The 14,579-nt window shown below is 41.7% G+C and carries 14 protein-coding genes; 4 read left to right on the top strand and 10 right to left on the bottom strand.

The window, feature by feature from the left end; genetic code table 11:
- Positions 1 to 1,050: 1,050 nt before the first annotated feature.
- The 9 genes from V6M43_RS00520 to V6M43_RS00480 form a co-directional block, all read right to left on the bottom strand.
- Positions 1,051 to 2,046 (bottom strand): hypothetical protein, encoded by a 996-nt coding sequence (locus V6M43_RS00520; protein ID WP_332732095.1) that lies wholly within the window; start codon positions 2,044 to 2,046, stop codon positions 1,051 to 1,053.
- A gap of 26 nt (positions 2,047 to 2,072) precedes the next feature.
- A complete protein-coding gene (locus V6M43_RS00515; protein ID WP_332732094.1) occupies positions 2,073 to 2,657 on the bottom strand; it encodes a hypothetical protein in 585 nt (194 codons plus the stop codon).
- Positions 2,658 to 3,968: 1,311 nt separating this feature from the next.
- Positions 3,969 to 4,379: a DUF4304 domain-containing protein gene (locus tag V6M43_RS00510; RefSeq protein WP_332732093.1), complete on the bottom strand. Its 411-nt coding sequence runs from the start codon at positions 4,377 to 4,379 to the stop codon at positions 3,969 to 3,971.
- A gap of 199 nt (positions 4,380 to 4,578) precedes the next feature.
- Positions 4,579 to 5,535: a hypothetical protein gene (locus V6M43_RS00505; protein ID WP_332732092.1), complete on the bottom strand. Its 957-nt coding sequence runs from the start codon at positions 5,533 to 5,535 to the stop codon at positions 4,579 to 4,581.
- 162 nt (positions 5,536 to 5,697) lie between these two features.
- Positions 5,698 to 6,081, bottom strand: a complete 384-nt coding sequence (locus V6M43_RS00500; protein ID WP_332732091.1) for a hypothetical protein — start codon at positions 6,079 to 6,081, stop codon at positions 5,698 to 5,700.
- Between the two features lie 169 nt (positions 6,082 to 6,250).
- A complete protein-coding gene (locus V6M43_RS00495) occupies positions 6,251 to 6,526 on the bottom strand; it encodes a CPCC family cysteine-rich protein (protein WP_332732090.1) in 276 nt (91 codons plus the stop codon).
- The gene (locus tag V6M43_RS00490) at positions 6,520 to 7,089 is read right to left on the bottom strand and encodes a hypothetical protein (protein WP_332732089.1); all 570 of its coding nucleotides are present in this window, start codon (positions 7,087 to 7,089) and stop codon (positions 6,520 to 6,522) included. Before V6M43_RS00490 ends, V6M43_RS00495 begins: the two co-directional genes overlap by 7 nt.
- Before the next feature lie 244 nt (positions 7,090 to 7,333).
- Entirely contained in the window at positions 7,334 to 8,059 is a 726-nt protein-coding gene (locus tag V6M43_RS00485; protein WP_332732088.1) for a hypothetical protein, read from the bottom strand.
- Between the two features lie 101 nt (positions 8,060 to 8,160).
- Entirely contained in the window at positions 8,161 to 8,868 is a 708-nt protein-coding gene (locus tag V6M43_RS00480) for an SIMPL domain-containing protein (protein ID WP_332732087.1), read from the bottom strand.
- Between the two features lie 492 nt (positions 8,869 to 9,360).
- On the opposite strand from V6M43_RS00480, the gene V6M43_RS00475 reads away from it, so the two are divergent.
- The 4 genes from V6M43_RS00475 to fumC all read left to right on the top strand — a co-directional run bounded on the left by V6M43_RS00475 (position 9,361) and on the right by fumC (position 13,647).
- Positions 9,361 to 10,899, top strand: coding sequence for an ArnT family glycosyltransferase (locus V6M43_RS00475; RefSeq protein ID WP_332732086.1), 1,539 nt, complete (start codon positions 9,361 to 9,363; stop codon positions 10,897 to 10,899).
- 30 nt (positions 10,900 to 10,929) lie between these two features.
- Complete coding sequence (locus V6M43_RS00470; RefSeq protein ID WP_039135484.1) at positions 10,930 to 11,346, top strand: cobalamin B12-binding domain-containing protein; 417 nt, start codon at positions 10,930 to 10,932, stop codon at positions 11,344 to 11,346.
- 30 nt (positions 11,347 to 11,376) lie between these two features.
- A complete protein-coding gene (locus V6M43_RS00465; RefSeq protein WP_332732085.1) occupies positions 11,377 to 12,156 on the top strand; it encodes an enoyl-CoA hydratase/isomerase family protein in 780 nt (259 codons plus the stop codon).
- 90 nt (positions 12,157 to 12,246) lie between these two features.
- Entirely contained in the window at positions 12,247 to 13,647 is a 1,401-nt protein-coding gene (fumC, locus tag V6M43_RS00460) for a class II fumarate hydratase (RefSeq protein ID WP_332732084.1), read from the top strand.
- 248 nt (positions 13,648 to 13,895) lie between these two features.
- On the opposite strand, the gene V6M43_RS00455 is transcribed toward fumC, so the two are convergent.
- Complete coding sequence (locus tag V6M43_RS00455) at positions 13,896 to 14,477, bottom strand: hypothetical protein (protein WP_332732083.1); 582 nt, start codon at positions 14,475 to 14,477, stop codon at positions 13,896 to 13,898.
- Positions 14,478 to 14,579: the final 102 nt, after the last annotated feature.

Genomic DNA, 14,579 nt, shown 5'->3' with positions numbered 1-14,579 from the left:
TTTTTATTTCCAATTTGAACTGAAACTGTGACAAGCCTGGAGGATTTATTTCCTTGCGTGAATATGTCAGTAGGGCCAAGCTAATGAAAGAAAGTGCAATTATTAACAGTTTCATGTAACCTCGAAATTAGGACGGACCTAATTGGGTTGCTGCCAACGTGAAGGGCTTGGCGAAGGCGGCCGCCAGATACTTTTTGTTCATTTGAGTGTTGACAGCCCAGTTTTACCAATAATGTTATGCATGCTATATTTTAATCTACTCATCTGCAATAAATAAATTGCATAATTCTCAAGTTTTGCCAAGTTAAGAATTCGACTCCATCGAAAAATTATATAAAAAGTTGTAGAGCCTAATATTATCATTGGTAAAGCCTTTCCTATTGGTACTAATAAGAATGAAAACATAATCCAAATGGAAAGTACAGTTATCATAAACCAAATGGAATATTTAGGTAACAAATTGCTTGCTATTTTATAAGTTATTATTGAACTGGTATTAACGCCATTGTCAATAATTTCAATACTTATTGTGCCATTTGGAGCAAATGGATCAAAATTGTGTCTCTTGAATTCTATTGTTGCATGTCCGCTAACAAATGACTTTTTTATAACTTTCTCCAATCTGTCAATTATGTCCGTTGATTTTCCTTCTACCAAAAAGGATTTACACGAGGACTGTTTTACCATTAAAAAATGATTTTTCATCGAGAAGGATGCTGTATTATTTTGTAATTGCACATAACGTGAAGGGATTGGCGATGTGGCGGTATTCTGTGGTCCGTTTACCCGGTGCCGCTGCTGATTTAAGACACAATAGCCTCATTGTTTATTCTGTTGCTTGGCAGTATTCGTCTGCCGAAACCGAAGTTGAGTGGCGATATGCATCCGATTGTTCTTCAGTTGCCCCGCCATATTCGCCAATGCAATGTTAGCGGAAGAGCTTCTTATTGGCTTGTCAGATAGAAGCAATAAAATAATTTATGCTTTATGGGTATGAGGTTATTTTAAAAAAGTGGATGTCTTAAAAGTTTGAAACATCCGCTTTGGATCTTATCGCCGTATACTTAGCAATTTAGCTGACCATGTTTTACCGTCAAACACCTGTATATTATACACATCGGTTCGAAGTAATGAAACGTTGAGTGAAGCTATTTTTGTATTGTCTGGATATTTTGATAAAAATTTTACATTGCCCATTTTATCAATGATACGAATTTCTCGTATACTGGTTTCAGAAATTGATTCTACTCTCAAATCTGAACTGCTTGGATTTGGAGATACAACAAACCATCCGCCAGAACAATCAAAATCTTCTTTATACTTTAGGGAAGTACCGCATCCAGTCTTTATTACTTCTAACTCAATCCTTGTGAAGTTCGTTGGGAAAGTGCCCTGTAATTTATACCCATGAAATGAATTAAGCACTCCATTAATATACCAGTTATACGAAATGCCCGGCCCTGAATTATTAGCACTTGCAATGACTTCATAACTATTGCCTGCACAATATCCATTTGGTGCATAAGTGCTGAATGATGGTGTATTCAAGCCAAGCTGAATTGTTTTGGTTAATATAAGATTCGTGCAGGAGTTAGTTAATGTAACCGAAAGCTGATTTGTTCCAATTGCCTTCTTGGTGATAGTAATAGTCTTTGTTCCCTGTCCCGATGTTATAGCCGCTGTATTATTTTGCAGCGACCAATTCACGATAATTCCATTAGGAAAATCACTTATGGCATATGTTGCGGTTGTGCCGCAAATCATATCAGGTCCGCTTATTGTCGGATTGTAATTGCATAAATTATTGCTGCCACCACATCCAACTGGCTGAGCATTCAAAACATTTCGTTCAATGAAAGTGGCAAATTGAGATGTGATATCAGCGTTATGGTAAATGTTCCAGTCATACGTTGGAACTTCGGTTAATACGCTGTCACGCCAGCGTTCCCGCGTGATGTTCCCGGTATCGATCACTTCCAAATTGTTTTGGCTAAAAGAATTCAGTGTCGCAATGACTGCGACAAGTAGGGTTGTAATTTTCTTCATTAGTAGTATGGGATTAGATTAAGAAATCAATTGCTGCATTTGCAGGCGTTGAATTTGAAATCGAAGCGGCCGTCTTTAAGAGTAATTTCCCGGCCACTGCCGTTTTGTTCAAGAAGAACAAATTCAAATTCGCCGGAGATGATTTGATTTTGATGGTCAATTTTGGTAATAATAAATTTGCTGTTTCTGCCAGGGCGTGAGCCTAAATACTCGCCATCAGTTCCATTGGAATTTTCTCCTGCATATTCAACTCCAATAGAATCAATTTTACTCCCGATCGTTGTAATTGAATTTGTTTGTAAAGTATATATAGTTAACGAAGACGATTTATTATTCCTAAATCGAGCAAACTGGAAACCAATTCCATTTTGTGCTGCAAATGGATAACTATAATTTGCGGATATTTCACCACATGGGTCAGCCCCAAATCTGCATTTTGCATAAGGCATCCAAGCCTCTCCATTAATGGTAAAACCAACGGTGTTTTTGCCTTCCTGGGTGGCTGGTGGCAACACTGCACTTTTTGTGGGGTCGATATTTTTTTTGCATCCGGAAGAAATCCATATAGTTGCTAAAAACAATCCGCTCAGTGCTTTAAATAGTAGTGTCATAGTTAATGGTTAATATTGTTATGTCAAGATTGTAAAAAGTTCGTTTCAAATAAAATCGCTGCAACAATTAAACCTCATTTATTATTAAATCGTTAGCTGTTCGATTTAATAGGGACTGCCGCCATAGCTTTTCCGCTAACGGCCAGGTATTTGCGAAGGCATGGAATTGTTGATTGTCCAGCCGATAATAAATGATCGATTGAAAATATAATATTGAAGTTCATTTTTTAGGTGAAAGTTAAAAGTCAGCGCGAAGAACTGATGATAGCGATAAAAAGCTGAAGCTAAGATTGTCCAGCTATGCTTTTGCAAATACCCATGTTGTAAGCCGCGATGGCTCCTAATCAAGGTATAGATGTCTGTTAAACGTCCTCTCCATGAACTTAAGAAACTTCGTCATTTTAGCATTATAACCAAAGTTGTCATTCTGTAAATTTGGCGAATGATAAGAAATTAATTTGTAGTAGTCCTTAGTCGAAAGTTCAATTGAATAAGAAAAACCATCAGCGACGCGATCAACAAAATCAGGGATATCCTTTTGGGAAGGGATTGCCTTCAATTGATAATGCTTTAGAGTGTCTAAAATATTGGGAAATGGAATTGATGGCACTATTCTGTAGGTATAAGAACTATCAACAATTGTATGCAATCCTTGGTAAGGATATTTTTGATTCATATAACCCTTCTCTCCTCGTTCAGGTACTCTTTGCCAATAATCAATAACAGTCGCAAACCAAGTACTGTCTACACATTTTATAATGTATAAACTCGATGGGTCTATCATTCCACCAAACCATAATCGAAACTCGAAACTGTCAACGCCATTATTTATTCGATATAGGTTTAGTTCATTGTTCAAGTTTAATGCGGCATTATAATAATCGTATCTGGTGGTTGAGGTATCAGGAAGCAGCTTTTGAAATTTTGAAGCCGATGAAATACTCGTTTCGTCACAAGAGCAAAATGAAAGAATAAGAGTGAGGTATAAACAGAGGTGTCTCATAACATTGCTTACGAGAAAGTATGGGCAAAGGAGGGCGCCAGTTACTTATTCATTCATTTGAGAATTGGAACCTCGCATTTGCCAATACAATGTTCGCTGTAACTATTTTATATTAGACCATATTTTTGTCCATACCGCTTCACTGTTTCCAAAAAATGAATATTTGAACAATTCGATAATAAATAGTCATATTCTAATCTGGCATTGTTATTCATTTTTAATTCACCAAATACAATAAGCCTATTTAAAGGTTCAACCAACAATTTATCCGACTGAATAGCATTTACCAAATTCTCTCTTGAAGACAATTATTCGAAAAATGGTAAAATATATTTATTGATATTTATATTCATTTCATTGACAAGGGAAGATTCATCAGTTTCAATATCTACATCATACCAGGTATCATTTTGGTTCCTGAGCCTTCCAATTCTCCTTCTAATCAGGCATTCAATTTCTGGAGGAAAGTTGGGGAGGTCTTTGCCTTGATTATAATATAACCCAAGCCAATGTTCAGGCAGAAAAACGCCTACGTTAATTGTAAAGTGGATATGACTTTTAGAATACCAAATGCTTTTTTGAATATTAATTATCTGCCCTAATTCAGCCTTTTGCAAATAAAAGTTGTTACCTCTCTTTCTGAATCCAATCGGCTTAAGGATTTCATGAAATCCTTTCTTTATTATTCGGTCAAATTTATCTTCGGTAAAAGTTTTCATTCTATTACAGCTAAGGGGCACGGCTTGCTGTAGGGCTGGAATTCATTGCTCGTCTGCCCGGAACCGCTGCTGATTAAAGATATAATAGAAGAGGTTAACAAACTAAATCCTAATAATGTACGTCCAGCCCAGATGAAGCACAAAAGCGATAAAATGACAATTGCTCCAACGTCGAGCCAGACTTGCAGCAAACCTGATGTTAGCGGTTTTTTTTTAGCTCATCAAGAAACTCCCTTGCAGTATCTCTGCCAACTTTACATTGAAATTCGCCAAATCGATTTGCAAACTGAATCTCAGGGTGAGCTTCTTCAACCTTGAAGTATAGGATCTGTCTCTCGTTCTTTGAGAGTTTTTCAGCTGATGAAATTAAGGAGTCACCAATTATTGAAATGGGTTTACTTGCAAAATAATCAAGAAGTTTTTGGTTAATTTTTAGAAAGCCAAACCCAATATCTTTTAAGCTTATATCTCTTGCATATTTAGAATGAAGTTTTAATGCGTTGCTTCTAATGTTTTTTTTGACTGAATCAATCTTAGAGTCAGAATTTAATAAGTGCAACGATTCCGAATATTTTGTATATTGAATTGATTCGGAAATTTCTTGAAATCTTTTAATGTCAGTTTTTATTGCAGTGTAATGTGGTGTGATTCCAGTGGCATTATCTTGAACTGCTTGCTTGAAAAATATTTCGATTGCATGAAAGAGTTCTTTACTTAATCTAGATTCAAGTGAATTGAAATTTTCTCGGGTTGAATACTTAGGGTTGACAAATGGTATACCGGCCTGGCTCGAATAAAAGAAGTCACTAAAGAAATTGAGCAAGCTATTATATTGTGATGCAAGGAATCTTCGATCTTCCTCATGGTCGAAATTATCTTTAAGCAAGTCAAAAGCTTTAGCTAACGACTTAACTGATAAGTCTTCATCAACATCAATGAGTTTTTTATTCCAAAATGGATTGTTTAATATTTTCTCGGGGAGTAGTGATTTGTTAACTTGAATGAAGTCGACACCACTCTGATAAAGTGTTGAAAACACCACAAAGTGATGATCTATCGGTTGTAAATGCTCTAGTATCTTCTCATTGTTACTGAGATTTGAAATTGCATTTATTCCTGAAAGGATGTAATCACCTAGATATATTACTTTGTTCAATGTTAGATTTTTAGAGTTGGAAATAACCGCTCACATGCCGAGGACTGGTGAAGGTGCAATATTTGGAAAACTGCCGCTTCATTCATCCTTCTGCTGATTTTAATTTTGTGATCGAAAGATAGTAGTTCAGCCGCTAGTTTACCAATCCTGTGTTAGCCGATATTACTTCTGGTACTGCGGAAATTCTTTCAATTTTTCTTCCAAGTTGTCAACTGAAAGGAGAGTTTCATAGCAGCTTTGGCACACCCAATCATAGCCGTCGAAAAAGCCCTCTGTTTGCGTGAACTGGTTTTCATGTTCACCAATGCTCACAAAACAAATCTGGCAGTGGTCATGCGTCCAACCGTCTTCTATGAGGTCCGTGTAGGTAGGGTCAAACTTCTGTCCTGTGTAAAGCCTTGTCGTTTTCCCGTTCTTGTCAACCAAAGCAGGTCTTGGTTTCCAATTCATGTGCTGAAAAGTTGTGCCTTTCAGGTCTTCATACATTTCCCTGATGTGGTCAATTTCTATATCTCCAGAAGCAAGTTTGACAAAAGTGTTGCTCATGTTATAGTGAAAGTTGCACTGTTTCGGCTAACGTTAAGGTATTGGCGAAGGCGGGGATTTTTAGCACAGAAGTTCAATCGAAGAAAGAATGTTGAACCTTGCACAAATGCCCAATCGAAGCCGTTCAGCCCCGCTTTTGGCAATACCTTGTTATGCACCTTTTTTATTGTTATTCTAATGGTTTCCAATTTTCTTCTCGTTGTTCGTCTTTTGTTGGTTGTCTTACGTTTTTAATCATCTCTCTTTCGCAAGCACCATATTCAATAAAATTCCTTTGTCCCTGTCTTAGTGAAACTCGGTTTGCTCCTCCTTCATAGTTCGGGTCGTCAAGTTGTATTGGGTCATCTTCCCAAAAGCAGACTTGGCAAATGTCATAAGTTCCATTTGGTTGTTCTCTAAATGTCTTGTAACCGCAACAAGGGCAAGCAAACTTTTCTGTTACCATAATTTCCACCAAGGTTTTTTGTTGTCGTATCTGTGGTAACTACTGCCTGTTAAAACTTTTGCATTAATGTCATAAGAAAAGGGAACCCACTCGTCTGCATCGTGCATTGGGTCATAAGAAAGTCCTGTTATTATACTTTTCTCAACCTTAATTTCTTTAAGTCCGTCCCACGAAATTCTTACTGTATGCCAATGATTTCCGTCTGGTTCAATAATTGTCAAGTCTGTTTGGTCTTGTAAAACAAGTCTGTCATTACTTGCACTAAAAATGTCACTATAACCAACTCCAAAAACTTGAATTGGTTTTGTTTCGTTTTGGTTCATTATGTAACAAGTCCCACAAGCTATAATCAACAAGTTCTGAGTTTTGTCAAACTCTATTATTTTTTTTAAGTCTGTCCAACCCGGTTGAAAGTTAGCAACCCATTCAGTTCCATCTGTCCTGTAAAAGCGAACAGGAAATCCTTCGGAATAGAAGGGTTCTCCATTGTCGGTTACAGGAACATACATCGGTCCATATGTCGGCAAAGCGTTTAATATTTCGTATCGTTTTTTTGTCGTCACTTTGTCTTGCGTAGGGTTGTCCTAAAATGGTGCATAACGATTGTATTTATGAAATATACGTAATCTAGAAATTCTCAAACTACAAATTTCCCTACTGGTAATTACATTACCGGAAGGTGCAAATCCAACAATTCATGGATTAACATATCAGAATTACTCAGGAAGAAAATAAAACCAAGAAGTCATATGCCTAAAAAACATACCCTAAAAGTCTGTACATTTTATTGGGGATTAATAACAATCACTAATCTACTTTATTAATAATATTCAGCATGGTATTTAATTGCTCCTTACGCATGGGAATATAATTTACGTCCCAACGGTTAATTAATACTGGCAATAACTGCCTCTTAATTGCTATTACAACCAGGGATTTAAGTTTTTGATCTAACTCTCCTTCCAATACAAATTGAGCAAAACCAGTTGCTATAATCGCATTATCAATCCCAACAAGAAAGCTGGCACCCATGCTTTGTGAGGATAATATAATTATTTCCCGGAACTGATTATCATTCATTGACTGCATTGAGGTATCACCGGCATTCTTCATGGCCTCTTTCATAGTTTCCATTTGCTGCCGGATTTCCGTCTCAGATTTCAAAGCAGGAGCACTCAAATACAAACTTATTTTTGCAGTATCCAGTTCATCCAACTCAAACTTAGGATAACCCCACCGATCAATCAGCTGGTCAAGATAAACCGTAGGAGAAATATTCTTATTGTAAACCCGCCATAATCTAAATCCATATGCAGCGTCGCTTCCATCATCATTACCGAAGGGAGCGGTTTCCTCTATAGCACTCCATAAAAATTCTTCATTCATCAACGCTTTGGCCTTAACATGGGCATCCTTATACGAAAATCTAAAGGTATCTGGCATATCCGGAAAACTAGTTAGCTGAAAAATATTCCGATTAAAGGAATTTGCATTATCTGCGGAATTGCTGCATCCAAGGGATACAAGAATCACAAATATGCAATTGAAAATACTAAGTCTCATACTCTGGTAAGTATAACATTTATTATTGCAGGCCGGCCCATTTGATTTACCGTATCCTTTAATTTAATCGATTACTTGAGCATAAACTTGACATTAATATTTGACGCTACTTTTATTTTCTCAAACTCTATTTTTGGCAATTCTGCACCCGAATTTTTTTTAATACCATATGCCACTACAACAACTTCATCAAGTCGGCCCCGTAGTTGATTAGAATTACTATATACTTCATTGTCTGCGATATGAATAGCAGGGCCAACTGTTTGCTTTAAAGGTTCTGTCAATGCTATAGCTCTGGTCCTAGCGTTTTCAACGGCCTTTGAGCGTAATAAATTTCTGATGCTCTCTAAATCCGAATGGTCTACCCTTTCTATTGAAGTATTGGAAATGCCAAGATTTTCGAGCTCAATGAATACCTTACTGACAGTAACAGCATCACTTACTCTTAAAATGTACTGTTTGGATTTCATCACATCCTTACTCCTTAATAAATAAAACTTAAAGTTGCTGGACATGTCGCTTGTCGTTAAGTTCTTTTCCACATCAATACCAAGTGATTTTAAAGCATTATACATTTTCAATTCCTGGTCTTCTACTGAAATTCTATCCCTGGTATCTTTTTCTGTTATGATGATTTTGATGTAAATCTCGTTAGGTGTCAGTAAAGTGTCCGCATTTCCTGCTACTTCTAAATAAGGTTGGTCAAGAAAGTTCTTAGTTTGAGACTGACCCGCAAGGAATGTTAGAATAAATAAGGTTGTTAGTTTAAGTCTTCTCATAAAGTGTAAGGTTTTTAGGATTTAAACAGTGCGATTTGATATAACAATGATGATTATTCCAATAAAGGCTCCTCCGATAATTGAATTAAGTATCCAGTCTGTATCCTCTAGTAGACGACTATATGAACCTTTGAATCCTCGAAACAACCATCTTATAAAAGCACCAGGCAACACAAGAAATGTCTTAACCAAAATTTCGAATAACAAATCAGCCATTTAATTTCTTTATTATCCCGCTGCCTTATTCCCCCCGCAGCTTCGCCACCTCACCCACATCGTTTAGGCATGGGGGTAAGTGAAGGGTTAATTTTAACTTTTAACTTTGCGGTGGTAATATATTACCATCCATGTTCTTATGCAATACCACATTCAGGTAATTTATTGGAGACCCTCAAGACGAAACATTGAACTTTAGGGAGCAATCACACATTCAACGGTATTTTTCACTTATGGGTGGTGGTGATTTCTCCGAAACTTGCATTAATTTGAAGTATGCATCCCACCAACCCGCGCTGGAAGATCATATTGCCGCTGGCAATCCTGAAATTTTTATTGCCATTCATCGGTATCCACGCCGTCTATGAACTGCAACGCGATGAATACCTTTATTACCAACAGGGCCTCCATCCCGCCTGGGGCTATCTCGAAAATCCACCCCTGCTTTCGTGGATGGCTACCATCTCATCATGGCTCGGTGGATCGGAATGGAGCATCAAAATATGGCCCGCATTACTGGGCGCACTCACCCTCATCATGGCATGCCTGCTCGCGGCACGATGGGGTGGCAAAGCATGGGCACAAGCTGTTACTGCTCTGGTTTTCATCCTCGCTGCCTTCGCCCGCGTTCACCTGCTTTTCCAACCTAATATCATCGATATCTTCGCGTGGACGGCCTGTATCCTGATGCTCGTGCTTTTTCAGCAGACGGGGCAAAAGCGCTACTGGTACGGCTTCGCAGCAGCGGCCACGGTTGGGTTCTATGGCAAATACACCATCCTCTTTCTCCTCGCTGCCATAGCCATCGGATGGCTCTTCACCAGCCAACGCAAACTGTTTTTATCGCGCCATCTGTATATCGCCCTTGGCATCGCCCTGCTACTGGCACTTCCTAATATTTACTGGCAGTACCAGCAGAACTGGCCCCTGCTTCACCATATGCAGGAACTGCAGGAAACACAACTGAAATTCCTGAGTCCGCTTAACTTCATCGCAGAACAATTTCTTTACCTGCTGCCCTTCCTGCCGATCTGGCTGGCGGGCGCAGCCTGGTTCTTCTTCAACGCCCCCTGGCGATGGATGGGCATCACCTTTATCGCGCTGCTTACCCTACTCATGCTCGGTAGCGCAAAAGGATATTATGCTCTCGGCATCTACCCATCCCTCATTGCGGCCGGCGCTGCATTCTGGCAAAAACGTTCAGCCACCATCAAATGGCTGCAACCCGCTATCCTCACCGTGGTGATCTTACTGAGCCTGCCAATGATCCCCTTCCTCCTACCCTTCGCAGCACCCGCAACCATGGCCAATATTTTCAGGACCATGCAGTTTGAAAAAACCGGACTGCTAAGATGGGAAGACCAGAAAGATCATCCCCTCCCGCAGGACTATGCCGATATGATCGGCTGGAAGGCAATTGCCGATAAGGCAGAGAAAGCATTTCATCAACTTCCCGATTCTGTTAAGCAACATACTGTTGTTTACTGCCGTCATTACGGACAGGCGGGGGCTCTGAAATTTTATAGCCGGGATAAGGATTTCCAGGATCGTGTGATCAGTGATAATGGCAGCTTCCTGCTATGGATAAAACCGGAAATGGATTTTCGCCACTTGCTCTTTATTGGCCGTAACAATCCCGATGCCGACGATGAGGTTTTTAATCATTTCGCCAGCCGGCAGCTCCTTGATTCCGTCAACATGCCACTGAGCAGGCAGCATGGTGATAAGGTGATCCTCTTCAGGGATGCCGATAGTGTGGCCTCCAGTCTGGCGCGGACGGGCCTTGGAGAAATGAAGCGTCGCTTCCAGCGCTAGCTCCCATTTCCCCTATCTTTGTGCAGCCATATGAACACAATCAACAGACCCATACGCGTACTGGTTGCCAAGGTTGGCCTCGATGGTCACGACCGCGGCGCCAAGGTCATAGCATCGGCATTGCGCGATGCAGGCATGGAAGTGATCTATACCGGTCTCCGGCAAACACCAGAAATGGTGGTGAACGCCGCCCTCCAGGAAGATGTTGATGCCATCGGGATCAGCATCCTCAGCGGTGCACACATGACCGTTTTCCCCAAACTCCTGCAACTGATGAAGGAAAAAAAGATGGATGATGTTCTCCTCACCGGCGGCGGTATCATTCCCGATGACGATATGAAACAACTGTCTGACATGGGCGTTGGAAAACTTTTCGCCCCGGGCACAACCACCACCGAGATCTCCGGTTATATAAGCCAGTGGGTGAAGACACACCGGCAGTTCTGATTCATTTCTTCCCAATAAAAATATTCTCACATGTACCAGACCATCCTCACCGAATTAGCTGAAGGCATACTAACGATCACCGTTAACCGTCCCGATAAACTCAATGCTCTCAACCGCATCGTTATCGAAGAGCTGGCAGAGGTGATCGGCACCGTGTATGATAACCCTGAAGTGAAGGGAGCCATCCTAACCGGGGCCGGATCAAAGAGTTTTGTCGCGGGTGCCGATATCAGTGAGTTCCTGGAGCTCGACGGCTACGGCGGAATGGAGCTGGCAAAAAAGGGACAGGATATGGTGTTCAGCCGGATTGAACATTCCAGCAAGCCCATCCTGGCTGCCGTCAACGGATTTGCGCTGGGGGGTGGCTGTGAGCTTGCGATGGCCTGCCATTTCCGACTTGCTTCTGATAACGCCCGCTTCGGACAGCCCGAAGTGAACCTCGGACTGGTTCCCGGCTATGGCGGTACCCAGCGGCTCACGCAACTGGTGGGTAAAGGAAAGGCCATGGAACTGATGATGACAGGCGCCATGCTCAACGCTTCCGAAGCGCTTCAACTGGGTCTTGTAAACCATGTAACCACTGCTGAAGAGCTGATGCCTAAAACGCGGACTATCCTGCAAAGCATTATCACCAAGGCACCTATTGCTATTGCCAAGGTTATTGAGCTTACCAACCTGGCCGCTATCGGCGATCCCAACGGACTCACCAAAGAGATCCATGCCTTCGGCGAGCTCTTCAATACCACCGATGCCAAAGAAGGCGCCAAAGCTTTCCTCGAAAAAAGACCCGCGGTATTCACCGGCAACTAATGGCTGAGGCTGGCTCATAAACTGATAAAAATCATCTGCTTTCCGGCGCCCCGGAATTACCTTTGCGGCAGATTTCTAAATCAACCGAATATGGAATACAGAATAGAGAAAGACACAATGGGTGAAGTGCAGGTGCCTGTTGATGCCTACTATGGAGCACAAACCCAGCGTAGCATTGATAACTTCCGCATCGCGCAGGATATCAACCGGATGCCCAAAGAGATCATCCGTGCTTTTGCCTACCTCAAGAAGGCCGCGGCCCTCACCAACCTCGATGCAGGGATATTGCCGCAGGAAAAATCTGATATGATCGGAAAGGTATGTGATGAGATCCTCGAGGGTAAGCTCGATGAATATTTCCCGCTGGTGGTATGGCAAACCGGTTCGGGAACGCAGAGCAATATGAATGTGAATGAGGTGGTTGCCTACCGCGGACATGTCCTGCATGGTGGCGCCCTGGCCGATAAGGATAAATTCCTCCATCCCAATGATGATGTAAATAAGTCGCAGTCCTCCAACGATACTTTCCCCACCGCCATGCATATTGCTGCCTACAAAATGCTGGTGGAAACAACCATTCCCGGCATTGAAAAACTTCGCAATACACTTGCCGCCAAGAGTAAGGAATTCATGCAGGTGGTGAAGATCGGGAGAACGCATTTTATGGATGCAACGCCGTTAACGGTGGGCCAGGAATTCAGCGGTTATGTGTCGCAGTTAGACCATGGTCTGCGGGCAATAAAAAATTGTCTGCCGCATCTTGCTGAGCTTGCCCTTGGCGGAACAGCTGTGGGTACCGGCATCAACACGCCCGATAATTATGATGTTAATGTGGCGAAGCATATTGCGGCGTTGACGGGACTTCCATTTGTGACTGCCGAAAATAAATTTGAAGCCCTCGCGGCGCATGATGCCATCGTGGAAGCGCATGGTGCATTAAAGACTGTTGCGGTGAGCCTGATGAAGATCGCCAATGATATAAGGATGCTGTCAAGCGGTCCACGGTCAGGTATAGGCGAACTTTTTATTCCTGATAATGAACCCGGATCATCCATCATGCCCGGCAAGGTGAACCCTACGCAATGCGAGGCCCTCACTATGATTGCGGCCCAGGTGTTAGGCAATGATGTGTCCATCAATATTGGCGGTGCAAGCGGACATTTTGAACTGAATGTGTTCAAGCCGATGATGATCTATAATTTTCTTCACAGCGCCCGGCTTATTGGAGATGGCTGTGTGAGCTTCAATGATAAATGTGCGATCGGTATTGCGCCGATTGAGGCCAATATCAAAAAGCATGTGGACAATTCGCTGATGCTGGTTACGGCGCTTAATCCGAAGATCGGATATTATAAGGCGGCGGAAATAGCCCAGAAAGCGCATAAGGAGGGCACTACTTTAAAGGAGATGGCCGTGAAACTTGGCTACCTTACTGCCGATGAATTTGACCAGTGGGTAGACCCCTCCAAAATGGTCGGAAAGATCAACTAAGTGTAATTCTGTAGTTGATAAACAATAATTTAGAAGGGGAACAATTTGTTCCCCTTTGCTGTCGTTAAGACTTCTGTCAAATATATTTCAGCAGACCTGATCATATTCTCATGTTCTGTTTTGGTCCGTGCCTTATATCGATGTGACGACCAATATCCACTGAAAAACCAAAGGCATTTGGTTAAAAGGAAATGTTGTCTATTAGAAAATATAGGGTTTTAACGCCCCCGCCTTTTCAGGTGGGGGTTTTATTTACCGGGTGCCGATTCTATAATGAGCATGGCCTCAGCTTTATTCCGTGGACGATCGAAGGCATTCACGACAATCATCGTGCCCTCATCCATTTTATGATCCTTGAAAATAATATAAGACCATTCCTCATCCCTGACGGTGGGGGTGGCATTTCCTGTTTCGATCTCCACGCCAGTTGGACCAATAATAGTGCAGGTCACTTCCGTAACCCGGATATTGTCGGTTGCCATGATCAGAATTTGCTGGCCGGCGAGGCCGCAGTAGTCGCTTGAATCGATGTATTTAATAACGGGAGAAATCATTTTGTCGGCCTGCGCCAGGAGATATTCCGTCATAACGCCCTCACGATAAGGGGTGTAAAATGCTTTGGCTTCAGGGTTTTTTGTTACCTGGCTGCCATACATCTGGGCCAGCTTAAACCTGTGCTGGTTGGCTGCCTCCGCCTCGGTTTTCTTATGACCCTCCCGGTTGGGGCAGCGGATCATGTACTGCCTTCCGCCATAGTTTTTCAGGTAAACAGAATCACCCAGGTTGCCACTGAACTTGTTCAGTAAGATGTTGCCGCTGTTCTTTGCCATTTTTATGAGGTTTTGGTTTTGAATTTTGGATATAGGCTACCGTCGGCCGCTTTGAAATCGTGTTGATCTCTCCATCCGTGGTCCCCATCTGGTCGCTATCTG

Origin of the sequence: Flavihumibacter sp. (genome assembly GCF_036676075.1) — a bacterium.
Lineage (GTDB): Bacteria > Bacteroidota > Bacteroidia > Chitinophagales > Chitinophagaceae > Flavihumibacter.
This window is presented reverse-complemented; position numbering and strand designations above follow the sequence as displayed.

What these genes read in the sequence shown, in the direction of transcription:
- V6M43_RS00520 (WP_332732095.1), bottom strand. Translation starts at nt 2,046, where the DNA reads ATGAAGAAAATTACAACCCTACTTGTCGCAGTCATTGCGACACTGAAT.
- V6M43_RS00515 (WP_332732094.1), bottom strand. Translation starts at nt 2,657, where the DNA reads ATGACACTACTATTTAAAGCACTGAGCGGATTGTTTTTAGCAACTATA.
- V6M43_RS00510 (WP_332732093.1), bottom strand. Translation starts at nt 4,379, where the DNA reads ATGAAAACTTTTACCGAAGATAAATTTGACCGAATAATAAAGAAAGGA.
- V6M43_RS00500 (WP_332732091.1), bottom strand. Translation starts at nt 6,081, where the DNA reads ATGAGCAACACTTTTGTCAAACTTGCTTCTGGAGATATAGAAATTGAC.
- V6M43_RS00495 (WP_332732090.1), bottom strand. Translation starts at nt 6,526, where the DNA reads ATGGTAACAGAAAAGTTTGCTTGCCCTTGTTGCGGTTACAAGACATTT.
- V6M43_RS00480 (WP_332732087.1), bottom strand. Translation starts at nt 8,868, where the DNA reads ATGAGAAGACTTAAACTAACAACCTTATTTATTCTAACATTCCTTGCG.
- V6M43_RS00475 (WP_332732086.1), top strand. Translation starts at nt 9,361, where the DNA reads ATGCATCCCACCAACCCGCGCTGGAAGATCATATTGCCGCTGGCAATC.
- V6M43_RS00470 (WP_039135484.1), top strand. Translation starts at nt 10,930, where the DNA reads ATGAACACAATCAACAGACCCATACGCGTACTGGTTGCCAAGGTTGGC.
- V6M43_RS00465 (WP_332732085.1), top strand. Translation starts at nt 11,377, where the DNA reads ATGTACCAGACCATCCTCACCGAATTAGCTGAAGGCATACTAACGATC.
- fumC (WP_332732084.1), top strand. Translation starts at nt 12,247, where the DNA reads ATGGAATACAGAATAGAGAAAGACACAATGGGTGAAGTGCAGGTGCCT.
- V6M43_RS00455 (WP_332732083.1), bottom strand. Translation starts at nt 14,477, where the DNA reads ATGGCAAAGAACAGCGGCAACATCTTACTGAACAAGTTCAGTGGCAAC.